Below are 23,507 nucleotides of genomic sequence, written 5' to 3' on the forward strand. Positions count from 1 at the left end.
TGATTTAACTTCCCGTACTTGGAGTATTTGATGTCTCAGCCATTTGATTATTGCAGCGTTGCAAAACAAGTTTTGGAAACTGAAGTTGCAGGTCTCACGCAATTAGACCAATATTTTAATGATGATTTTAGCAAAGCTTGCGACCTAATCCTGAACAACAAAGGCAAAGTCGTAGTAATGGGCATGGGCAAATCAGGCCACATTGGTAACAAAATAGCAGCTACACTGGCAAGTACTGGTACATCGGCTTTCTTTGTACACCCAGGTGAAGCGGCGCATGGTGATTTAGGCATGATCGAACCTGGCGATATTGTGATAGCAATATCCAACTCAGGTGAATCAGGAGAAATCCTCAGCCTATTCCCAGTATTAAAGCGTTTAAACATTAAGATTATCAGCATGACTGGCAAGCCAGCATCAAACATGGCGACTTTATCTGATATTCATTTACAGATTTCAGTACCCGAAGAAGCGTGTCCCCTTGGTTTAGCACCAACAACCAGTACTACCGCTACCTTGGTTATGGGTGATGCATTAGCCGTTGCACTTTTACAGGCAAGAGGTTTTACCGCTCAAGATTTTGCACTGTCTCATCCTGGTGGTGCTTTAGGCCGTCAACTGCTGTTGAAACTAGACGACATCATGCACACCGGCGATGCACTCCCAACTGTTGCTCCGGATGCACTAGTTCGAGATGCCCTGTTAGAGATATCTCAAAAAGGCTTGGGCATGACGGCAATCGTCGGTGAAGATGGCCAAATGAAGGGCATTTTTACCGATGGTGATTTACGCCGTATCTTAGATAAACGTATTGATATTCATAACACGCAGATCGGCGATGTGATGACACTGAACCCAACGGTAGCAGAACCAAATATGCTCGCAGTTGAGGGCTTAAATTTGATGCAAGCTAAGAGCATCAATGGCCTGATGTTGTGTGATAATGGCAAATTAGTAGGCGCTTTAAATATGCATGACTTACTGAAAGCAGGAGTAATGTAATGTCACAGGCAATTGAAACCCTTTACGGCACAGTGGATTCACGTGTATTTGCGATTGCAAAAGAGATCAAACTGCTGATTTGTGATGTAGATGGCGTATTCTCTGATGGCCGCATCTACATGGGTAACAACGGTGAAGAGCTAAAAACTTTCCATACGCGCGACGGTTACGGCATTAAATCGTTGATGAACGCCGGCGTTGAAATCGCAATCATCACTGGCCGTAAATCTCAAATTGTTGAGAATCGAATGACCGCTCTCGGTATTAAGCTAATTTATCAAGGTCAGGATGATAAAGTTAAAGCCTACCAAGATATTTGCGATAAGCTTTCAGTTAATCCTGAAAACACAGGTTATATCGGAGACGATTTAATCGACTGGCCTGTAATGGCAAAGGTCGGCTTAAAGGTATGTGTGGCAGACGGTCACCCATTACTTGCACAAAGAGCCAACTACGTAACAACCATTAACGGCGGTTACGGTGCAGTACGTGAAGTCTGCGACCTTATTTTACAAGCAAGAAACGAACTCGACGTGCACAAAGGTTTAAGCATATGAGTTTTAATCGTATTATCTACTTAATACTCATCTTTATTACCTCTTGGTCAGCCTATTACTTGTACGACAAAGAGCAAACTTCGACGATACAAGTAGATCCAAATTTAGAACTGCCCGCGTTTAGTGGCAAGAATCTTGATAATATTAGCTATGACGAAAGCGGTATTCGTAGCTATCAAGTTGAATCGACCAATCTAGAGCACTACTCCGTCGTTGGCGATACACACTTTCAAGCCCCTATTCTTTCAGTATTCCGTGAAGGGCATACGATAGAATGGCGAGTGACCGCTGATCGCGCAATTATGGATGAAAATCAAGTCATCACTTTTTATGACAACGTTGTGGCGAAGAACCTGTTGCCAGATGCTAGTTTCGATACAATGACCACTGATAAAATGGTTGTTGAACTGACTAGCCGAGATTTTTATTCAGACACTCCGGTCCATATGATCGGTACATTTTTTGAAAATGAGGGGCAAGCAATGAAAGGGAACTTCGGTACCAACAATGCGACTCTCTTTAATTCTGTTCAGGGTAGATATGAAACTCTCACACCTTAGTTTATTGGCTTTGACCCTTGCGGCGTCTAATGTCTATGCTCTATCTTCGGATAGCGAGCAGCCTGTCTATATTGATTCAGACAGTCAGCAATTAGATATGAAAAGCAATCAAGTTACCTTTCTTGGCGATGTGAACCTTAAACAAGGTAGCATCAATATCAATGCCGATAAGGTCATTGTTACACGTAATGCCGTCAACGGTGAAATTGAAGAAATACAAGGTTTCGGAAAGCCCGCAACCTTTTCTCAACTTACTGACGATGGGAAAACACTCTATGGTGAAGCTGACGATTTACATTACCAGCTGATTGCCGATAGATTGATCATGACTAAGAACGCGATGCTATCTCAAGATGGCAGTATCATTCGTGGCTCTAAGATTACCTATCAGATCACCTCTCAAAAGTTGGTTGCCGATAGTGATAGCAGTGAGCGTGTATCAACGGTTTTACAACCAGCGGAAGTGAATAAGTAATCATGGCAGTCCTTACAGCAAAGAACCTAGCGAAGACCTACGGAAAACGTAAAGTTGTAACAGACGTAAGCTTGCAAGTAGAGTCAGGTCAGATCGTCGGGCTACTTGGCCCAAACGGTGCAGGTAAAACCACCTCTTTCTATATGATAGTGGGTCTGGTTGCGCGTGATGAAGGTACTATCAGCATTGACGACCGAGACATCAGTATCTTACCAATGCACAGTCGCTCTCGTCTTGGTATCGGTTACCTTCCTCAAGAAGCATCCATTTTTCGTAAATTGTCAGTTGAAGACAACATCATGGCTGTTTTGCAAACGCGCGATGAGATGACTAACGCACAACGTCAAGATAAGCTGGAAGATCTTCTCGAAGAGTTTCACATCCAACATATTCGAGCGAGTAATGGTATGGCTTTGTCGGGTGGTGAGCGTCGACGTGTTGAGATTGCTCGTGCACTAGCAGCAAACCCTCAATTCATTCTCCTGGACGAACCTTTTGCCGGTGTTGACCCTATATCGGTTATCGATATCAAAAAAATCATCGTTCACTTACGCGATCGCGGCTTAGGCGTTTTGATTACCGACCACAACGTTCGTGAAACATTAGACGTGTGTGAAAAAGCTTACATCGTAAGTCAAGGGCATCTAATAGCTGAGGGAACTCCTGAAGATGTTCTCAATAACGAACAAGTTAAACAAGTTTATCTAGGCGAACAATTCCGTCTATGATTAGATAGAGAGTATCGAGAGTTCTTAGAATAATAACTAGGTAAGTAACACTGAATGAAACCCTCATTACAACTTAAGCTAGGCCAACAGTTAGCAATGACTCCTCAATTGCAACAAGCGATTCGTTTGTTGCAATTGTCTACTTTGGATTTGCAACAAGAGATTCAAGAAGCACTTGAATCGAACCCACTACTCGATGTCGAAGACGGCAATGAAGATACGCCAACATCGGAAGAAAAACCTAGCAGTGACGAGAAAGAAACAGTTGAAACAGTTGAACAAGACTTACCTGACAGCTCCGATTTGATCGAAAAATCAGAGATCGGCAACGAACTAGAAATCGATACAACTTGGGAAGACGTTTACAGCGCAAACACAGGTAACACTGGCATTGCGATTGATGACGATATGCCCGTTTATCAAGGCGAAACCACACAAAGTCTATACGATTACCTGCTCTGGCAACTCGATTTAACACCATTTACTGAAACTGACCGCAGCATAGCTTTTGCGCTAATTGATGCTATCGATGACCGCGGTTACCTTACCGTATCTTGTGAAGACATCCTTGAGAACTTCGACAACGAAGAGATCGAGCTTGATGAAATTGAAGCCGTTCGTAAACGAATTCAGCAGTTTGATCCGCTAGGTGTCGGTTCTGTGAATCTGCAAGATTGCTTGTTACTGCAATTGGCGACCTTCCCACAAGATACCCCTTGGCTTAACGAAGCTAAGTTAGTACTTACTAGCCATATCGACCAACTCGGCAATCGCGATTACAAACTGGTTATCAAAGAGACCAAGTTGAAAGAAGCGGAACTACGCGAAGTTTTGCAATTAATCCAACAGCTGGACCCTCGCCCTGGCAGTAAGATCACGCCAGACGAAACCGAGTATGTGGTTCCTGACGTATCCGTCTTCAAAGAGCTTGGGAAATGGTTGGTCACCATCAATCCAGATAGCGTGCCAAAACTAAAAGTGAATCAACAATACGCGGCCCTTAGTAGCAAAGGCAGTAGTGCTGACAACCAATTTATCCGCTCAAATTTGCAAGAAGCAAAATGGCTAATTAAAAGTCTAGAGAGCCGAAATGAAACACTACTAAAAGTCGCTCGGTGTATTGTTGAACATCAACGCGGTTTCTTCGAACATGGCGCAGAAGCCATGAAGCCGATGGTACTGAATGATGTGGCTTTAGCTGTTGATATGCACGAATCCACGATCTCTCGTGTGACGACTCAAAAATTCATGCACACACCGCGTGGCATCTTCGAACTCAAGTACTTTTTCTCAAGCCATGTCAGCACTGACAATGGCGGTGAATGTTCATCTACAGCAATTCGCGCACTCATTAAGAAGCTTGTCGCAGCGGAAAATACCGCAAAGCCTCTAAGTGATAGTAAGATTGCTGCTTTACTGGCTGACCAAGGAATTCAGGTAGCTAGACGTACCATAGCGAAATACCGTGAATCTCTGGGCATTGCCCCATCGAGTCAGCGTAAACGCCTGCTATAAACTAAAGTAGTTAGCTCTTTATTCATTAACGATTGATTAGTTAACTATTAATTTAGTTGTAACCTGGCAACCAACTGAAAAGGAAAGTCTATGCAAATCAATATTCAAGGCCATCACGTTGATCTTACCGATTCAATGCAAGACTATGTTCACACCAAATTCGACAAACTTGAGCGCTTCTTTGATCATATCAATAGTGTTCAAGTTGTTTTAAAAGTTGAGAAAATCAATCAAATCGCAGAAGCTACCCTGCATATAAATCAAGGGGAAATTCATGCGACAGCAACAGATGAAAGCATGTATGCCGCGATTGATTCATTGGTTGATAAACTTGTTCGCCAACTCAACAAGCACAAAGAAAAACTAAGTAGTCACTAACATGCAATTAAGCGAAGTACTTTCATTGGACTGCACTAAAAGTGCAGTCCAATGCACAAGCAAAAAAAGAGCCCTTGAGCTGATCAGTCAAATCGCAGCAGAAAGCTGCGGTCAAGATTCAACAGAACTGTTTGAGTGCATGCTGAGCCGTGAAAAAATGGGCAGTACAGGTATCGGTAACGGTATTGCGATTCCCCATGCACGCATGAATGTCAGTGATAAAGCGATTGCTGTATTAATACAATGCCAAGACCCAATCGAATTTGATGCTATCGATAACCGCCCAGTTGATCTACTGTTTGCTCTACTTGTTCCTAGTGAACAATGTAAAGAGCATCTGAAAACCCTTTCTTGTATGGCAGAGCGACTTAACGACAAGCAGACTCTTAAACAGTTGCGTAATGCTCAAAGCGATCAAGAGCTTTACGACATCATGATTCAAGTGCCAACTTGCGAGTAATAACATGCGATTAATCGTTGTCAGTGGCCAGTCAGGAGCCGGGAAAAGTGTTGCGCTACGAGTTCTTGAAGACTTGGGGTATTACTGTGTTGATAACCTACCAGTAAACCTGCTCAACGACTTCGTCGAATCGGTACGCGAGATCAATCAAAACGTCGCTGTTAGCATTGATATTCGTAACCTACCAAAAGAGCCTCAGTTAGTTACAGAAACGCTAGACCAGCTAGAAGCCGCCACAGATATAGACCTAAACGTCTTATTTCTAGATGCGAGTAAACAGACGCTACTCAAGCGCTACAGCGAAACACGCAGAATTCATCCTTTATCGATCGGCCAAGAAAAACTCTCTCTTGAACAAGCTATTGATTTAGAAAAAACACTTCTGGCTCCTCTTGTAGAGCAAGCCAGCATTGTGATTGATAGCAGTGACTGTAACCTCTACGAATTGAGTGAACAGGTTCGTTTCAAAGTTGAGGGCAAAGAAAAACAAGAACTCATTATCGTTTTTCAGTCTTTCGGCTTTAAGTTCGGCCTACCAAGTGATGCCGATTATGTGTTTGATGTTCGATTTCTGCCAAACCCTCACTGGGAACCGGCACTACGACCATTGACAGGACTTGATGCACCAATTCACTCTTTCCTAGAGAAACACGCTGAAGTTCTTGAACTCAAGCAACAAATTCAAGGCTTTGTTGAGCAGTGGTTACCCATGTTAGAGAAGAATAATCGCAGTTACCTAACGGTCGCGATTGGTTGCACTGGCGGCAAACACCGCTCAGTTTATCTAACTCAGAAAATTGGTGAATACTTCGAACAACTCGGTCATCAAGTTCAAATCAGACATGCCTCCCTAGAGAAGCACCAACAGGGCTAACCATGGAATTAACTCGAACTGTACTGATCCAAAATCGCTTGGGTCTTCACGCTAGAGCAGCCGTAAAATTGGTTGAGCTTGCCCAAAGTTTTGATGCAACTATCACTATCCATAGCGAAGAAGATAAAATCGCAACTGCAGACAGTGTGATGGGTTTGCTTATGCTGGAATCAGCGCAAGGGCAACACATCACGATCCAAGCTACAGGCACCGATTCACAACAAGCACTTGATGCTGTTTGCCACCTCATTGAAGACAAGTTTGATGAGGGTGAGTAGCGAAAACGAGTCACTGACAACACTGAAGACTCAAACTTCGAACCAACCAGTATTAAATATTAGTTCTAGCTAAGTTTATGATTTAAATAAGCCCCAGAATTAAGTTACTATCCCAAGCATTGTTAGAATAATGAAATAGGAGGAAAATATGGCAGAGCAATTAGAATTCGACCAAGCTCACCAAACCCTCCAAGAAGTCAGCGAAGCCCTAGAAAACGGCCGATTTGTTCACGTACGTCGACAACTTCAGGACATGGAACCTGAAGATATTGCACACCTTTTAGAAGCCTCCCCTCGCAAAAGTCGTGACGTACTCTGGCAACTCACCGATCCAGAAGACTACGGTGAAATTCTTGATGAACTAAACGAAGACGTCAAAGATGCGCTTGTGTCGAAAATGGCACCAGAAACCTTGGCAGAAGCAACAGAAGGTATGGAAACCGATGACGTCGCGTACGTACTTCGAAGCCTACCCGACGATGTTTCTCGCGAAGTCCTTTCTCAAATGGACTCCGTCGATCGTGCATTAGTAGAAACCGCCCTTTCGTACCCAGAAGATTCAGCGGGTGCGATCATGAATACCGACGTAATCACGATTCGTGGCGACGTCGATGTCGACGTTGTATTGCGCTATATGCGTATGCGTGGCGAATTGCCCGACGCAACCGATGCTCTGTATGTTATTGATGAAGAAGAACGTCTGATCGGTAACCTATCGCTTACCACACTAGTAACGACTCAGCCCGATATTCAGGTTTCCGAAGTGATGGAAGATGCTGACGAAGCGATTGCGGTTGAAACCAGTGCTTCCGATATCGCCAGTCTGTTCGAACGTCGTAATTGGGTTTCTGCACCCGTTGTTGATAGTAACCAGCATCTTGTTGGTCGTATCACTATCGATGACGTGGTTGATGTTATCCGTGAAGACGCCGAGCACTCAATGATGAGCATGGCGGGTATGGACGATGACGAAGATACCTTCGCTCCAGTCGTAAAATCTGCTCGTCGTCGTAGTGTCTGGTTGGGTGCCAACGTACTCGCTGCACTTGCTGCTGCATCTGTATCCAATATGTTTGAAGCAACACTCGACCAAATGGCAGCGATTGCGGTTCTAATGACTATCGTACCTTCAATGGGCGGGGTTGCTGGTAACCAAACCGTTGCGCTTGTGATTCGTGGTTTAGCACTCGGTCATATCGGTGACAGTAACAAACGCGAACTACTACTCAAAGAGGCGGCCATCGGCTTCCTAAACGGCGTGTTATGGGCTGTTATCATTGGTGGTATTGTGGTTGCTTGGAAAGGTAACTGGATACTGGGAGGCATCATCTCAGCAGCGATGATGACCAACTTGATTGTCGCTGGTATCGCCGGTGTAACCATCCCGGTAATGCTGAAAAAGATGAATATCGACCCGGCATTGGCAGGCGGTATGGCACTGACCACAGTAACCGATGTTATTGGCCTATCGGTGTTCTTAGGCTTAGCAACCATACTGATCTAGTTATCATAAGCAGCTAGCCTATTTTTGGCGAAATACAGAAAACCAAAAGGGAGCCATCGGCTCCCTTTTTTAATTCATCATATTGGCGCTAACTTCATTAGTCACCCGCGACTTTCATCGACTCAAGCAAGATAGAACCCGTTTGAATTTGTGAACGCGTTTCAACATCGTTACCAACCGCAACAATCTGAGTGAACATGTCTTTTAGGTTACCCGCGATCGTCACTTCAGATACTGGGTATTGGATTTCTCCATTCTCAACCCAGAAACCTGCTGCGCCACGTGAATAATCACCGGTCACGGTATTAACGCCTTGACCCATTACTTCAGTCACAAGGAAGCCGGTGCCTAGTTCTTTTAGCATCTGCTCAAAGTTTTGACCCGTTGATTTAACGAACCAGTTATGAATACCACCAGCATGGCCTGTTGGTGTCATATCCATTTTACGTGCGGCATAACTAGTTAGCAGGTAAGTTGCTAACACACCATCAGTGATGATTTCACGATCTTGAGTGAACACACCTTCGCTATCGAATGGGCTTGAAGCCAAACCACGTAAGATATGAGGACGCTCAGAAATGTTAAACCAATCAGGTAGAATTTTCTGACCTAGGTGATCCAATAAGAACGATGACTTACGGTATAGGTTACCACCACTGATCGCCATCACAAGGTGGCCAATCAAGCCAGTCGCGACATCGTTAGCAAACATGATTGGGTATTGGCCTGTTGGTAGCTTTTTCGCATCCAAACGGCTAATTGTCTTTTCAGCTGCTTCTTGACCTACGCGCTCAGGCGTCCATAGCTCATCACGGTGACGTGCAACGGTGTAGCTGTAGTCTCGCTCCATCTCACCGTTAGCGCCTTGTCCAATCACACAGCAGCTCGTGCTATGGCGACTTGAAGCGTAGCTGGCTAGTAAGCCATGGCTGTTACCATAAACCTTAACGCCATAATGGCTGTCGTAGCTTGCGCCATCACTCTGTTTGATCTTGTCGCTATAAGCTAGCGCTTGCTTCTCAGCAGCAATTGCAATCTCAGCGGCATAGTCAGGGTTTGGTTCATCAGGGTGGAAAAGATCCAAATCTGGAATTTCTTTTACCATGTATTCTTTTGCGGCAGGACCAGCAAACGGGTCTTCAGAAGTGTACTGAGCGATATCAAGCGCAGCCGCGACTGTTTGAGCAATTGCCTTCTCACTCAGATCAGATGTAGATGCGCTGCCTTTTTTCTGACCGCGGTAAACAGTAATACCTAGAGCACCATCACTATTAAATTCAACGTTTTCCACTTCACACATACGTGTTGAAACACTTAAACCCGTTGACTTAGTAATAGCAACCTCAGCGGCGTCTGCACTCACTGATGCCATATCCAACGCTTTAGCTACTGCGGCTTCTAGCTCAACTCGTTGTTGGGCGACTTGCTGTTTTACATCCATATCTATTCTAATTTTTTAGGTCAATATTACGTAGGATAACAAGAATTTCGCTTTCTCCCCAAGATTCTTGCTAAAATAGGCAATATATTCGTTTGAGATAGTGACATAGGCAGAAAAGATGGCTCGCAAAAACCAAAAAGCCCCATGGGAACCAGAAGAAGAAATCATCTGGGTAAGTAAGACAGAAATGAAAACGGACATGGACGCCCTGCAAAAGCTGGGAGAAGAGCTTGTTGACCTAAAGCCTTCTGTATTAGACAAATTTCCGCTGTCTGAAGATTTGGCACAAGCGATTAAAGATGCACAACGCTTTAAAAATGAAGCGAAACGCCGTCAACTTCAATACATTGGTAAAGTAATGCGCAGTGTCGATCCAGAGCCAATTCAAGCGGCTTTAGATAAGATTCGCAACAAACACTCTCAAGCAACAGTTGAACTGCACAAACTAGAACAACTGCGTGATCGTGTTGTTGCAGAAGGCGATGCGGCCATTTCAGACGTTATGGAAATGTACCCTGAAGCAGACCGTCAACGTCTTCGTCAGCTCGCTCGTCAAGCTAACAAAGAGAAAGCGGCAAACAAACCGGCTAAGTCTTCTCGTGAAATATTCCAAATCTTAAAAGAGCTAAAGCTAGGCGACTAATCTTCGCCGCCCTTTAATCAGAAAGATAATAAAAGACCTAGCGCATGCTAGGTCTTTTTGTTTTTGACGCACTCGATATCAAGAAGCTCTCAATATCAATAAGTACTCAATATTAAGAAGTACTCACAGGAGTGAAAAATTATCATTCACCCGCTTTAACAAACGAGCTTAGCTCTTGCTGTGGATGTTCAGCCGTCAGTGTCTCTATCGAGTCTGCAACCAACACCTTACCTAGCGCTACAAAAACGAACTTATTTGCGATACTGCGTGCATCACCTAAGTGGTGAGTAACCATCAATACCGTAATGTTTCGCTCGGCGGCTAATCGCCTAACAAGGTTAAGCATTTCCTCACGAAGCAAAGGGTCAAGCGCAGAGAAAGGTTCATCAAGCAGCCAAATATCATGAGGCTGAACAAAGCATCTAGCTAACGCGACACGCTGACGTTGACCGCCCGATAAGTGCTCAGGCAATCTATCTAAATACTCCGCGACACCCACTTGTGCAGCGGCCTGTTCGACTTCGTGCTTTTGAGTTGCCGTAAGCTTTAACCCTGGATGCAAGCCTAAGCCAATATTTTCACGTACGGTGAGATGGGCAAACAAATTGTGCTCTTGAAACAACATCGCTAATGGACGCTGATGTGCTTCTTTGCCAATCAGTGATTGTCCCGCTACAGAGATCTCACCCGAAGTGGGCTCAATAAACCCAGCAACCAATGCCAACAGCGTTGATTTACCTGCGCCACTTGGCCCCATCAGCGCAACAATATCGCCCTGCTCAGCTTGAAAATCAAAGCAAAACAACTCTCTGTGATAGTGGTAGTCCACATCTTTCATCACTAACATCATCGGTTCCTCAACTCTTTAGCATCGAGCTTAGATCTTCGAGTAAATAAAAATTCAATCAGGCTAAAGCTGCCAACACTCAGTAACAGTAAGCTCACGGAAACCACAGCTGCGGCTTCCATTTGATAGCTGCCTAATAATTGGAATAGGTACAAAGGCAGAGTTCTAAAATCTTGGCTACCAAACAAAGCAATCGCACTTAAGTCACCCATTGCTAACATAAAGCTGATCGAGAAAGCTTGTGCCATCGGTTTTCGCAATGCACGCCACTCCACTAGCCTAAAACGCGTGAAACCAGTCATTCCCAAACTTGCGCACACATACTGATACTGCTGAGACAAATGCAGCATAGGTTGAGCCAAGGTTTTAATTACGTAAGGAAGCGCCATTAAACTGTTTACTGCAATCACGATAAAGAAAGCTAAGCTGAAAACATCGGTGAATGAACGCAGTAATAAGAAGAGCCCCGTACTGATCACAAGCCCGGGAGTAACTAAGATAATAGTGCCAATCAGCTCGATTTTATCGGCTCGAAAATTCTTATTCTGTAAGCGCCATGCTCGACTAGTCAGCAGTATGGCGATACCAATACCAACCGCGATAACACTTGCTAATGACGCGACTTTAACCGAGGTCATTAACGCAGCCCAAAACGGCTCGCTGCTCAGTACGATTAATGCCTGCGAGTTAATGCCACTGACGATAACCATAGCTAATGGCGGCAATACCAGCATTGAGACGGTGATGATCCAAAAGCTATCCCAAGCTTTTGACCACCAGCTATCCTTAACCAAATATTTCTCTTCCGACAATTGACTGGCTGTCACTGAAATAGGTTTCGATAGGCGTTGAATGCTCACAGCTAGCACACCACACAGCAGCATTTGCCATATCGCGAGCAAGGCACCAGCCTGCAGGTCAAAGTCGAATTTAATCGCCTGATAAATAGCGAGTTCGATAGTGGTTGATTTAGGTCCTCCGCCTAGTGCCATCACGGTAGCAAAGCTGGTAAAACACAGCATGAAGACCAAACCACACACATGTGGCAGTTGCTGTCTTAAACGAGGCCATTCAACCCATCTGAATTTATTCCAATGGCTCATACCCAAATGAGCACAAAGCTTATGCTGCTCGGCAGGTACGGTATCTAAAGCTTGTAAAAGTAAACGGCTAGCATAAGGCAGGTTAAAGAAGACATGTGCGAGCAAAATACCATTCAACCCATAGATCGAGAATGGCAATTCAATATCGAAGTTCGCCAGAAATTTAGCTAACCAACCACTGTTACCATAAATAGCTAGCAAACCAAATACGCCAACTAATACGGGTAAAACCAAGGTCGAAGCAAACAGCCTTAACAACAAGGCCCGTCCAAAAAATTGTCTGCGACATAGAGCATGAGCAATAGGTATAGCAAAGCCAACACTCAGCATCGTTGAGAGTGTCGCTTGATAGAAACTGAATTTCGTTACATGCCAATAGTAAGGATCGGACCATACTTGGCTGATATCAAGAGAAGGGGCATTGCTAAGCAATGCCCCAACTGCTGAAACCACGAAGGCGGTAATGAGTATCGCAACCCAAACCCCGACCTTAGGTGTTTTCTTTATCATAAATCGATTTTTTACCGTAAATGGTTCACTCCAAACATAACGAATGAACCTTTAAATACAGAAAGCTAGTTTTTTAAAAGTACGTTAGAAAACTCATTTTCTTAAATAATAAGTTAAAAAGTAAGTGCACTCTGCCATTCACGAATCCAAGGCTTACGCTTCTCGGCGATCTCTTCTGGTGTGAAGCTTAGCGCTTTCTGAGGAACCGTAAGTTGCTCGAACCCTTTTGGTAGCTCAACATCGGTCACTGGGTACATCCAGTTGCCAGTAGGCATCGCCGATTGGAACTCATCACTTAAGATAAATGCCATAAACTCATCGGCAAGCTTTTCGTTCTTGCTACCTTTAACCTTCGCTGCCACTTCCACTTGAGTGTAATGACCTTCTTCAAAGCTTGCAGCTGCGTACTTAGAATCACTTTCTGCAATGATGTGATAAGCCGGGGAAGTTGTGTAAGACAACACTAAATCAGACTCGCCCTCTAGGAACATAGAGTAAGCTTCAGACCAACCTTTAGTCACAGTCACAGTTTTCTGAGCAAGCTTCTTCCATGCTGCAGTTGCTTCATCACCGTAAACCGACTTCATCCATAGCATCATGCCTTGGCCTGGTGTTGATGTACGTGGATCTTGATAGATAACCTTAAGATCGTCACGTTGCTCAACCAGTTCTTTCAGGCTCTTTGGCGGGTTTGCTAGCTTCTCTTTGTTATAGATAAACGCAAAGTAACCAAAATCATAAGGAACAAAGGTACTGTCGTTCCAACCGTTAGGAAGCGTCACAGATGATGTATCAACACTGTGCTCAGCCAATAAGCCTGTAGATTTCGCTTCAGCCATGAGATTATTATCTAGGCCTAAAATGATGTCAGCTTTGCTGTTGCCACCTTCAAGACGTAAGCGGTTTAGAATAGACACTCCATCTTCTAACGCGACAAAATTCACATCACAACCACACTTTTCTTCGAATGCTTTTTCAACGGCAGGACGAGGGCCCCAATCCGCAGCAAAAGAGTCGTAAGTGTAAACCGTTAAGGTGTTGTCTGCTGCGAAGGCAGAAAAAGAGATGGCTGTAGTAACAGCAAGAGTTGTTAATGTTAATTTCACTGGACGCTCTCCATGGTCTGAGCGGCACAGGTTTGAGGGAGGAGAACGGTAGAGGTTGTTCCTAACTCAATTCCTACGCCAGCATTATCTGGTTCAGGTTTACGGGTCCCAAGCACTTGCTTGATCTCAGCTCGCATTCATTATTTGAATGGTTCGCTCCCCGATGAGTGTTCAGGATTGTAATTTGATTTTTAACAATAAGCCATCAAGTTTGGATCAATTACGTTGATCGTAACCCCAACGTGGCACTAAACCTTGCTCGATACCAAGGTGATCAAGAATACGTGCCACCATAAAGTCGACCAGGTCTTCAATCGACTTAGGTTGATGATAAAAACCCGGAGCTGCAGGCATAATCGTCACGCCCATGGTCGAGAGTTTGTGCATATTCTCTAAATGCAACGTAGAAAATGGCGTCTCACGAACCACCAACAACAACTGTCCTCGTTCTTTCATAACCACGTCTGCTGCACGCTCGATCAAGTTATCTGATAGGCCATGAGCAATCGATGCCAAGCTTCCCGCAGAGCATGGACACACCACCATCTGCTTCGGTGCTGCTGAACCAGAGGCAACCGGTGAGAACCAATCATCTTTGCCACACACCACCAGCTTTTCTGGGTCGCAATCTAAATGCTTAACCAAAGCTTGTTTCGCAGCATCTGGCCCAGCAGGTAACTTAAGTTCATGCTCGGTCGCCAACACTACTCGCGCTGCCGATGATATCAGCAAGTAGACCTGATAATCGGCGGCCAAAAGGCATTCAAGTAAACGCAGGCCATAAGGCGCACCGGATGCGCCAGTGAAAGCCAGAGTTATCGCTTTATCGTGTTTTGTCATGTTCTCAATTACTTCAAATTATAAGGTCGAGGATGCGTTAGCCTTTGAGTGCCAATCCATCCAACAGTTTCTGGTGAATACCACCAAAGCCACCATTACTCATTACCAAGATTTGGTCACCCGCTTGTGCCTCAGAGACAATTTTAGCAACGAATGCATCCATGTTATCACTCACGTGCGCGGGTTGGTGACACGCATCGGCGACGTCTTGTACTGACCAATCAATGTTATCGGGTTGGAATAAGTAAGTAGAATCCGCTTGCTTCAACGAATCAGCCAGCGTTTCTTTGTGCACTCCACGTTTCATTGTGGCAGAACGAGGCTCTAAAACGGCAATTATTTTTTTCGTGTCGACCTTATTACGTAAACCGCTCAGCGTAAGTTCAATTGCCGTTGGGTGATGAGCAAAATCGTCATAGACAGAAACGCCTGCCACTTCGCCTTTAAACTCTAGACGACGTTTGGTGTTGATGAACTTCGCCAACGATTCACACGCTAAATCAGGTGTCACCCCTACATGTCGCGCAGCTGCAATCGCCATCAAAGCATTATTGACGTTATGGTCGCCAACCAAATTCCAGTCGACAGTTCCTACGCATTCGCCTTGGAAGTACACTCCAAATTGAGACCCGTCTTTAACCAGCTTCTTGGCATCCCAATCACCTTGTTCACCACTCGATTCTGTCTCACTCCAGCATCCGCGAGATAAAACATCTTGAATCGCCGTATCTTCTTTAGGAGAGAAAATTCGGCCATTACCTGGCACAGTGCGCACTAAGTGGTGGAACTGACGCTTAATCGCCTCAAGATCATCGAAGATGTCAGCATGATCGAACTCGAGGTTATTCATTACCAAGGTTCTTGGGTGGTAGTGAACGAACTTAGATCGTTTATCAAAAAAAGCACTGTCGTATTCGTCAGCTTCGACCACGAAGAACATGCTTTCACCAAGGCGAGCAGAGATACCAAAGTTACCTAACACGCCGCCCACTAAGAAGCCAGGCGCATAGCCACAGTCTTCTAAAATCCAAGCCAGCATGCTCGATGTTGTTGTCTTGCCATGCGTTCCCGATACCGCTAATACCCAACGATCATGCAACAAGAACTCTTGCAACCATTGCGGGCCTGAGGTGTATCTAAGGTTGTTATCCAATACATACTCAACACACGGGTTGCCACGACTCATCGCATTACCAATCACCACGAGATCAGGCCTTGGTTCTAACTGGCTTGGGTTAAACCCTTCAATAATTTCAATCCCTTGAGACTCCAACAAAGTGCTCATTGGTGGGTAAACATTCGCGTCACTACCGGTAACCTTGTGACCTAATTGACGAGCCAATACCGCAGCACCTCCCATGAAGGTGCCACAAATTCCTAAGATATGAATATGCATAAATTGCTTCCAAACGCTTGGCTAAATGAACCATGTCTAAATCAAACTACTGCACTCATTATCATTAAATGGCGATTAAAAGCGAGTAGCAATGCAAAACAAATTTAGTCGACATAGTAAGTGAGATCTGCGTCGCTTAGTTCATTACCATTAAAAAGATCTAACCTTTAGAATTTAAGTAGGCGTCTAGGTGAATAATGTCCGAGTAAGAGGCAAATTCTATAGTGCTCAAATCCCCCTAATATTGAGAGAAGTTTAAGGAAATAACATGTCTGAGATGCGCACCCTTGGTGAGTTCATTGTTGAGAAACAGAGTGACTTCCCCCATGCAAGCGGTGATCTATCATCCCTTTTGTCGTCTATTCGACTTGCTGCAAAAATTGTTAACCGTGAGATCAACAAGGCTGGTCTAGTCGACATCACTGGCGCTGTTGGTACAGACAACGTTCAAGGTGAAGAACAGCAAAAGCTAGACCTTTACGCGAACGACAAGTTTAAAGCGGCTCTAGAAGCTCGTGATCAAGTTTGTGGTGTTGCAAGTGAAGAAGAAGACGAAGCTGTCGCCTTCAATAAAGAGCTCAACAAAAACGCAAAATACGTCGTTCTGATGGACCCACTTGATGGTTCTTCAAACATCGATGTCAATGTATCTGTTGGGACAATCTTCTCTATCTACCGTCGAGTATCACCTGTTGGTACCCCACCAACACAAGAAGACTTCCTACAGCCAGGACACAAGCAAGTAGCCGCGGGGTACGTAATTTACGGCTCTTCAACTATGCTTGTTTACACAACTGGTGCAGGTGTAAATGGCTTCACCTACGACCCATCTCTGGGCACCTTCTGTCTGTCTCATGAAAACATGATGATCCCTGATGAAGGTAAGATTTATTCCATCAACGAAGGTAACTACATTCGCTTCCCTACGGGTGTTAAAAAGTACATCAAGTACTGCCAAGAAAATGAGCCAAGCGACAACCGCCCTTACACATCACGTTACATCGGTTCTCTAGTATCAGATTTCCACCGTAATCTTCTGAAAGGCGGTATCTACTTATACCCGAGTACGCAAAGCCACCCTCAGGGTAAACTACGTCTGCTGTACGAGTGCAACCCAATAGCCTTCATCATGGAGCAAGCTGGCGGTATTGCCTCCGATGGCGCCCAACGCATCATGGATATAAAACCAACAGAACTGCACCAACGTGTGCCTTTCTTTGTCGGTTCTAAGAACATGGTGAAAAAAGTAGAAGAGTTCCTTGAACTTAACCGAGACTAACCGTCTCGCTTATTTTTCAAGTTAACGCCATTAAAAAAGCCAGCATTTACATGCTGGCTTTTTGTTCGACAACTCAGAATACATAGATGTTACGGATAGATAACTATTACGGATTGTCCCGCTTACACCAGTCACCCGAAAGTATTTCTTTATTAGCCGTTAGATCAAGCTGATACAAATATACCCATGCTAATCCAAATATAGTTTCTATTTGTTCGCGACGATACTCAACAGGAACATCTTCTAGCCGATCGAGCGAAGCCAAAACTTCGTCGTTAATGGTATAGACCTCGCCAACGACATTTTTCTTTCCAGAAATCATCGCTGGATAGGCACCTAAATCAAAAAGAGCGTATTCCTCAGGGGTGTCAAATCTTCCTAAGCACTCACACTGCTGCAAATAGTGGTGGTTGGACTGACCTTGCCTCAAGGTTCCATAAACAAAAACAAGTTGCTGCATAACCCCTCCTCAGCATTCGTAATCCGCTAATCATTCACGACTCAAGTGTTACTCGAATTCAAATTGATAGAGAAGATCCACGGCACTGTCTAGCCCCGATACGGCTTCAACATAGAGATCCTGCATCAATCGATAACGAACAGTAAACTCACCTAACGAGTTAAAGATACCTACGCCATACTTCACCTGTAAACCAGGGAGAATGTAGCCGCTGACCGTAACCTGGGAGTCATCTCCAGAGCCTGCAGTATCCAATTGCAAGTCCTGTACGCCAAAAGCCTCACCAATTTCGCCGACAACCTTGCCGCTCTTCGCCAAGCTTAAGCCAATTAAGGTCGTTGTCATTGAACCATTCGACTCACCATCAATATCTTGACCACGCAAAATATAAGACAACGCGTTGGCTTGCGGCATCGCAGGATCAGAATAAATTTCGATGGTCGGCTCTGTCGCCGGGCCTGTCACTCGAATACCAGCAGTCACATCATCCTGAGTATTATCAGGGTTACGTATCGCATTGATCGCTACATATGGCTGATCCGGAGGCCCATTCATTAGAATCTTACCTTCTTTGATCAAGAGATCTTGTCCAAAGGATTGGTAAGTACCATCGACGATATTTACCTCACCTGTGATAAAAGGACCTTGGTCTTTTTGAGCCACGTTGAGCTTGCCGACCAAATCACCTTCAAGACCAAAAGCAGACAGTTTAAAGTCATCGCCAATGGAGATATTAATATTGGTCATCACATTGAATGGAATCGTGTCTTCGCTCTCTGGCTCAAGATCTTTATTCAAGATAACTTGATCAGAAGAGACGCCGACCGCTGACGGTGGTAAGTCTTCGACAACGATACGTCCCCACGGTAATGCGATATCACCCGTAATTTTTGCAAGCTCTGGCGTGACATCAATGGTCATATCAGGCACGACCTTCACCTTAACCATAGGTGGAATATCAACCATCAACTCATCAGCAAACACTCTAACGTTAGAGTGCCATGCTTTAAGATCCTGCCAGTCCCCGGAGCCTTCGATATCAAGGTGACCATCGGGTGTTTCAACATTGGCCTCTAACTTCGCGCTGTAGCCGTCAAAATCGAGGTCAATACGACCATCTTTAATATCGACTGGTGTGACATCGCCTTTGACTTGAATACCATCAACAGAGAATTGACCAAAGACTTGAGGATGCATCAAAGAGCCTTTTACCTGTAGGTCACTCTCAAGATCGGCCTTCAACAGGCTGTATTCGCCGAGGATTGGCTGTAAGAAGTCCAAATGGAAAGTTGTCAGCTTAATTGCCGCATCGACCATTTTGTCTTCTGCGAGAATGTCTGGTAACGACACCGTGCCAGACAGGTCACCATTATCAGACACATCCAACTTAAAGTCGGCGTTCAGTTGGTTGTCTTTTAGTTGGGCATTCAATGCAACGCTTTCCCAACCGAGTGTGATTGGCTCACCAACTTGTTGAACAGCCTGACCTTTCGGCATATCGACGCTTACCGTCACCTCAGGTTCACCTTGTTCCGACCATTTGGCATAAGCGGTCGCATTGACTAAGCCCTGTAATTGCGTTTCTTTAGGCATGAGGGCTTGGATCTGCTCAAAGTCGAATTGGTTAACGCCCAGTTTGGCCTCACCTGACTTTCCAGCGCGGATATCCTCATCCAGACACACGCTCGAACCCGATTGCTTCCAACAGTGCGCTTGAACGTCGGCATACTGCTTATCGACATCCGCCTTAATCGCAACGGGTTGGTCTAATACCCAAGGCCCCTGTTGAGTGGTAATTCTGACTCTGTCTAACGACCCATCCCAAATAAGAGAAGGCTTCTGAATCAATTCTCCAGAGATAGCCAAACTGGTCGACACTATATCGGATATCACATCAAGTGTTACGGTATGCTGCTTCTCACCGCCATTCACGGTTAAATCAATGCTTTCCACATTTTGTTCTTGATAGGTTAAGTTCTTAGCTTTCAATACAAGATCGGCTTGAGCTTCAGGCAATGGCAGAGGAACCACTGAGCCATTAAGCGATAAGGATTCTAGTGTTGCTTCGTTATTCCAATCGACCTTATCAACATTAAGTGCGAGATCGACCTTTGGCTCTTTCGTTGGGCCACTAAGCTGGATATTACCCATCACTTTACCCGTCAGCTCTGGAACACTCTTATCTAACTGTGGAAAATTAATCGCAACGCCCATACCCCATTGCTTATCCAGTTGCCCTTGAGCCTTAATCGAATTAACACCGTGAGCCAAGCTCAAACCACTGGTTTTCAGTTTAGGTTCACCGCTCGCGCTGCGATCTGACGCTGACAACTGCCCTTTGATATCCAGAGGGTATTCTCGTAGGATCCCCTCGATATCGAGCTTAGGTAGTTCAATCGCCCAACCACCCGCTTGTGTCAGTTCACCCGAAGTTACGATGCTTCCGCTAATGTTACCCTCGGCTTCTGGCCACTGCAGACCCGGTTGTATGTCTTTGAGCGTCACATCGGCTTGCCAATTAACGAGCTTCTTCCAGTTAGCTTTAACTACACCATTTAGTTCGCCACCCAAGGTATTCAGTTTCAAGCGTTCAAGTTCAATCTGTTCCGTGGTGCCTTTACCTTGTAGATCTATTGTTAAGGCAGGTATCTCCTTACCATCGGCTTCAGCTTTAAGCTGCACATTAAAACCATCTAATGAACCATCGGCTTTGAATTTCTCAATTGCAGCTTGGTAGTCACTTTTACCTGTCAAAGGCCATTGCGCTTTACCTCCCTCTAAAAGAAGGTCAAATGGCAGAGTCGGTTCTAAGGGTTGAATATCCCCAGACAACTTTGCCTCAATCAATTCGGAGAACTGAGACTCTAGGCTTAACTTAGCCACGCTGCCTTGTGCTTTCAGAGACAGTTTCTGACCAGCAAGATCGGTTTCTTTCACCAACGCACCCAAAGAAAGCTCTAGCGGATAGCCGCCCTTGAGCTCAACCTTCGTCGTTAGGTTCGCGCTTGCTTGTGGCATATCGAGTTCGAGACTGGAAACGTCAACCGTGTGTTTACCCGCGCGAGCTTCTAACCCGAGGTGATTCACAACAATTGGTGCTTCTTGTTCTAGAGTGAAACGGTTGAGATCAAAACGCTCAAGTACAACCTGCAAAGGAATCCAAACTTCAGGCAACTCGATAGCTGTCTTAGTTGCAGTATCTGGCTCGACTATTTCTGATTGTGGATCTTCAGTAGACTCTGCAAGTTTAACCTTAAGATCATTGAATAAAGTTGGCGATACTGTCAGCTTTTCCCCCTGCATACTCAGGGCAGTAGAGAACAAACCCCATTCAATTTCATGACCTAAGATATTCAGTTTGATATCAGATAAAGCGATTCGATTAATGACGATTGGTAGTGGTGTTTTTACCGATGTTACGGGCGGAGTAGGTTCTGCCTCTTCTGTAGAAGCTAGTGGCAATTCAGTAAGTGCGAAATCCAGCCCTTGAATCGCTAAGCGGTCAACACACACTTGAGGGTCGAGCAGACAGCGCGGATTGATAGCCAATGCCAAATTTTCAACCTTGGTATCGATATGTAGGCTATCATCTTTAAACTGAACATTGTTAAGCGTAAAGCTTGGGAAAAGAGCGCCTTTAGTACTTTCCACTTTCAGTTGTGGCAATGCTTTTTCGGCGCCCCACAACACAGTATTCAACCCCGAATTGGTGAACAAAACAAAACCTAGTAGGGCGATTAACAATAGCAAAATCGACGTCAATGAAATCGACGCCCACTTGATACACTTACCCACCACTTTGATCATAATTCTGGCCCTAAACTAAAGTGCAGTTGGAACTCATCACCTTTTTTCGCATCTAGACCCCAAGCAAAATCTAAACTCACAGGACCGACGGGGGACGCCCAACGAATCCCGACACCAGTACCATGTTTCCACTCTGGCGTGTCATTGAATGCATCACCAATATCGTAGAAAGCCGCTCCCCACCAATTCCCAACTAAGCGATATTGGTATTCAAACGAACTGGTTGCAATGAATTTCGCCCCCGTTAGTGCGCCACTTTCATCTCGAGGAGAGATAGACTCATAGCCATAACCACGGATGCTATTATCACCACCCGCAAAAAATCTTAAAGAAGGAGATAACTTATCAAATTCGTCCGCAAAGTTTCCGCCGAATTGAAGGCGGGTTAAACCTCGGTGGTTATTACCAATGCTTCGAATCCATGCGGTTTGCCCTTGAAAACGTACGACTTGGGTTTCAGATAACAAGGTATCATCAGCCGCTTCAACCATGATGGTTTGTTTATCGCCCCACATCGGCATTGAACCGCCTCGGGTTCGAGTGCGTGAGAAAGAGACACCTGGCAACACAAACTGCGCCAAATCGTCTTGTAAACCTTGTTTATAGTTTTCGACTAGGTATCGAATGAATACCGTGCGTTGCCAACCATTATCTAGACGCCAGTACCTTTCTAAGGCTAAGTTTGACTCCAAACTCTTGGTATCACGGTTATCCAGATTCTTCATTCCATACTTAATTTGATAGTAGTCATTAAGCACGTCATCCAATGGGATTTTATAAGCCGCCGTAATCGTCTGCTCAGGCTTGGAGATCGATAAACTACTATTAAAACTATGACCTTTCTCATTAACCCAAGGTTTCTTCCATTTAAGGGTACCTTTTACACCCAAGTCTGTTGATACACCGATACCCGTTTCAATTTGGTTCCGCGCTTGCGGAGCAAGGCTTACCTTCATCGGAATTTCTCGACCTTCACCCAATTGACTTAAATCAGGCTCAACAAAGACTGAAGAGAACCAATCCGTATTGGAAAGGTTTTGGTTGTATTCACCAACTTTGGTTATCGAGTAAGGTTCGCCATCTTCAAATGGTTTAAGTGACTGCACCTTCTCTTCTTCTATTTGGCTACCAGTAACCTGAGTAGAGCCAAAGTGATAACGAATACCACTGTTATAATGAAGGCGGACATAAGCGCGGTTTAATTCAGGAGCGACTTCTAGTTTGCTAAGATCATACGCCCCATCGAAGTAACCTTTCGCTAATCCAAGATTGCGGATCGATGATTTTAAAGAGTCATAATTACCATGATTCAAAATCGAACCTTTAGACAACTTGCTCTTAGCTATTAAGGCCAAAAAATCAGGATCATCTTTGGCTTCACCAGTCAGAACAATATCTGAAGCATAAATAACAACCGGCTCTCCCGGCTCAACCGTAACAGTCAATTCGGTATCATCTTCAGAATGAGTAAATGTGATATTAGGTTGGTAGTAGCCTAATGCATTCAACGCTTCGTTGATCATCGACTCCAAGCGAGATTGAAATCTTAATGAGACCGAATACTCTTCTTCAGGAATCGCACTCAGATAAGCATCCACATTATCTGCAAGCGCGCCATCCAACCCTTTAATATCAAGGGAAACGTCAGCGAAAGCGAATGTCGATGACAGTAGAGTGCCAATCAGAACTGGTAAAGTTTTTCTTATCATGTTTAATTGGTGAAGAAGTTATCAATACGTTAATA

The 23,507-nt window shown here is 44.7% G+C and carries 22 protein-coding genes and 1 riboswitch; of the genes, 13 read left to right on the top strand and 9 right to left on the bottom strand.

All coding sequences use genetic code 11. The features are described from left to right. Positions 1-30 precede the first annotated feature (30 nt). The 11 genes from kdsD (at position 31) to mgtE (ending at position 8,331) form a co-directional block, all read left to right on the top strand. A complete protein-coding gene (kdsD, locus tag MED222_RS07340; RefSeq protein ID WP_009847736.1) occupies positions 31-1,002 on the top strand; it encodes an arabinose-5-phosphate isomerase KdsD in 972 nt (323 codons plus the stop codon). Beyond that, a complete protein-coding gene (gene kdsC, locus MED222_RS07335; protein WP_009847737.1) occupies positions 1,002-1,559 on the top strand; it encodes a 3-deoxy-manno-octulosonate-8-phosphatase KdsC in 558 nt (185 codons plus the stop codon). The genes kdsD and kdsC overlap by 1 nt, the downstream gene beginning before the upstream one ends. Continuing rightward, a complete protein-coding gene (gene lptC, locus MED222_RS07330) occupies positions 1,556-2,119 on the top strand; it encodes an LPS export ABC transporter periplasmic protein LptC (protein WP_009847738.1) in 564 nt (187 codons plus the stop codon). The genes kdsC and lptC overlap by 4 nt, the downstream gene beginning before the upstream one ends. Next, positions 2,100-2,594 carry a lipopolysaccharide transport periplasmic protein LptA gene (gene lptA, locus MED222_RS07325; protein ID WP_009847739.1) on the top strand — a complete coding sequence of 165 codons (495 nt, stop codon included), beginning with the start codon at positions 2,100-2,102 and terminating at the stop codon, positions 2,592-2,594. Before lptC ends, lptA begins: the two co-directional genes overlap by 20 nt. A 2-nt stretch (positions 2,595-2,596) precedes the next feature. Next, on the top strand, positions 2,597-3,322 hold the full coding sequence (gene lptB / locus MED222_RS07320) for an LPS export ABC transporter ATP-binding protein (protein ID WP_009847740.1): 726 nt from the start codon (positions 2,597-2,599) through the stop codon (positions 3,320-3,322). Positions 3,323-3,376: 54 nt separating this feature from the next. Further along, positions 3,377-4,837 carry an RNA polymerase factor sigma-54 gene (locus MED222_RS07315; RefSeq protein ID WP_009847741.1) on the top strand — a complete coding sequence of 487 codons (1,461 nt, stop codon included), beginning with the start codon at positions 3,377-3,379 and terminating at the stop codon, positions 4,835-4,837. Positions 4,838-4,927: 90 nt separating this feature from the next. Next, positions 4,928-5,215, top strand: a complete 288-nt coding sequence (gene hpf / locus MED222_RS07310) for a ribosome hibernation promoting factor (protein WP_009847742.1) — start codon at positions 4,928-4,930, stop codon at positions 5,213-5,215. A gap of 1 nt (position 5,216) precedes the next feature. Next, entirely contained in the window at positions 5,217-5,675 is a 459-nt protein-coding gene (ptsN, locus tag MED222_RS07305) for a PTS IIA-like nitrogen regulatory protein PtsN (RefSeq protein ID WP_009847743.1), read from the top strand. Positions 5,676-5,679: 4 nt separating this feature from the next. Next, the gene (rapZ, locus tag MED222_RS07300; protein ID WP_009847744.1) at positions 5,680-6,549 is read left to right on the top strand and encodes an RNase adapter RapZ; all 870 of its coding nucleotides are present in this window, start codon (positions 5,680-5,682) and stop codon (positions 6,547-6,549) included. A gap of 2 nt (positions 6,550-6,551) precedes the next feature. Continuing rightward, complete coding sequence (locus MED222_RS07295; RefSeq protein WP_009847745.1) at positions 6,552-6,827, top strand: HPr family phosphocarrier protein; 276 nt, start codon at positions 6,552-6,554, stop codon at positions 6,825-6,827. A gap of 148 nt (positions 6,828-6,975) precedes the next feature. Continuing rightward, positions 6,976-8,331, top strand: a complete 1,356-nt coding sequence (mgtE, locus tag MED222_RS07290; RefSeq protein ID WP_009847746.1) for a magnesium transporter — start codon at positions 6,976-6,978, stop codon at positions 8,329-8,331. A 97-nt stretch (positions 8,332-8,428) separates the two neighbouring features. Here the strand turns inward: mgtE and pmbA are convergent, their stop codons facing one another. Continuing rightward, positions 8,429-9,772 (bottom strand): metalloprotease PmbA, encoded by a 1,344-nt coding sequence (pmbA, locus tag MED222_RS07285; protein ID WP_009847747.1) that lies wholly within the window; start codon positions 9,770-9,772, stop codon positions 8,429-8,431. 118 nt (positions 9,773-9,890) lie between these two features. On the opposite strand from pmbA, the gene yjgA reads away from it, so the two are divergent. Continuing rightward, positions 9,891-10,415: a ribosome biogenesis factor YjgA gene (yjgA, locus tag MED222_RS07280; RefSeq protein WP_009847748.1), complete on the top strand. Its 525-nt coding sequence runs from the start codon at positions 9,891-9,893 to the stop codon at positions 10,413-10,415. Positions 10,416-10,557: 142 nt separating this feature from the next. On the opposite strand, the gene thiQ is transcribed toward yjgA, so the two are convergent. From thiQ to mpl, 5 genes are all read right to left on the bottom strand, one after another. Further along, positions 10,558-11,262, bottom strand: a complete 705-nt coding sequence (thiQ, locus tag MED222_RS07275) for a thiamine ABC transporter ATP-binding protein (RefSeq protein WP_009847749.1) — start codon at positions 11,260-11,262, stop codon at positions 10,558-10,560. Continuing rightward, complete coding sequence (gene thiP, locus MED222_RS07270) at positions 11,262-12,875, bottom strand: thiamine/thiamine pyrophosphate ABC transporter permease ThiP (protein WP_009847750.1); 1,614 nt, start codon at positions 12,873-12,875, stop codon at positions 11,262-11,264. Before thiP ends, thiQ begins: the two co-directional genes overlap by 1 nt. A gap of 113 nt (positions 12,876-12,988) precedes the next feature. After that, entirely contained in the window at positions 12,989-13,981 is a 993-nt protein-coding gene (thiB, locus tag MED222_RS07265) for a thiamine ABC transporter substrate binding subunit (protein ID WP_009847751.1), read from the bottom strand. Between the two features lie 53 nt (positions 13,982-14,034). Next, positions 14,035-14,154, bottom strand: a riboswitch (TPP riboswitch). A 43-nt stretch (positions 14,155-14,197) separates the two neighbouring features. Next, positions 14,198-14,821: a flavin prenyltransferase UbiX gene (locus MED222_RS07255; protein WP_009847752.1), complete on the bottom strand. Its 624-nt coding sequence runs from the start codon at positions 14,819-14,821 to the stop codon at positions 14,198-14,200. A gap of 37 nt (positions 14,822-14,858) precedes the next feature. Then, positions 14,859-16,217, bottom strand: coding sequence for a UDP-N-acetylmuramate:L-alanyl-gamma-D-glutamyl-meso-diaminopimelate ligase (mpl, locus tag MED222_RS07250; RefSeq protein WP_009847753.1), 1,359 nt, complete (start codon positions 16,215-16,217; stop codon positions 14,859-14,861). 268 nt (positions 16,218-16,485) lie between these two features. Here mpl and fbp point away from each other — a divergent pair, with 268 nt between their 5' ends. After that, positions 16,486-17,496, top strand: coding sequence for a class 1 fructose-bisphosphatase (fbp, locus tag MED222_RS07245; protein WP_009847754.1), 1,011 nt, complete (start codon positions 16,486-16,488; stop codon positions 17,494-17,496). Between the two features lie 106 nt (positions 17,497-17,602). Here fbp and MED222_RS07240 read toward each other — a convergent pair whose 3' ends face one another. From MED222_RS07240 to tamA, 3 genes are read right to left on the bottom strand one after another with little or no spacing between them, the layout of a single operon-like run. Continuing rightward, complete coding sequence (locus MED222_RS07240; RefSeq protein WP_009847755.1) at positions 17,603-17,956, bottom strand: gamma-glutamylcyclotransferase family protein; 354 nt, start codon at positions 17,954-17,956, stop codon at positions 17,603-17,605. 48 nt (positions 17,957-18,004) lie between these two features. After that, positions 18,005-21,763, bottom strand: coding sequence for an autotransporter assembly complex protein TamB (gene tamB, locus MED222_RS07235; protein ID WP_009847756.1), 3,759 nt, complete (start codon positions 21,761-21,763; stop codon positions 18,005-18,007). Then, positions 21,760-23,472, bottom strand: coding sequence for an autotransporter assembly complex protein TamA (gene tamA / locus MED222_RS07230; RefSeq protein WP_009847757.1), 1,713 nt, complete (start codon positions 23,470-23,472; stop codon positions 21,760-21,762). Before tamA ends, tamB begins: the two co-directional genes overlap by 4 nt. Positions 23,473-23,507 lie beyond the last annotated feature (35 nt).

The organism is Vibrio sp. MED222 (assembly GCF_000153005.1).
Lineage (GTDB): Bacteria > Pseudomonadota > Gammaproteobacteria > Enterobacterales > Vibrionaceae > Vibrio > Vibrio tasmaniensis_A.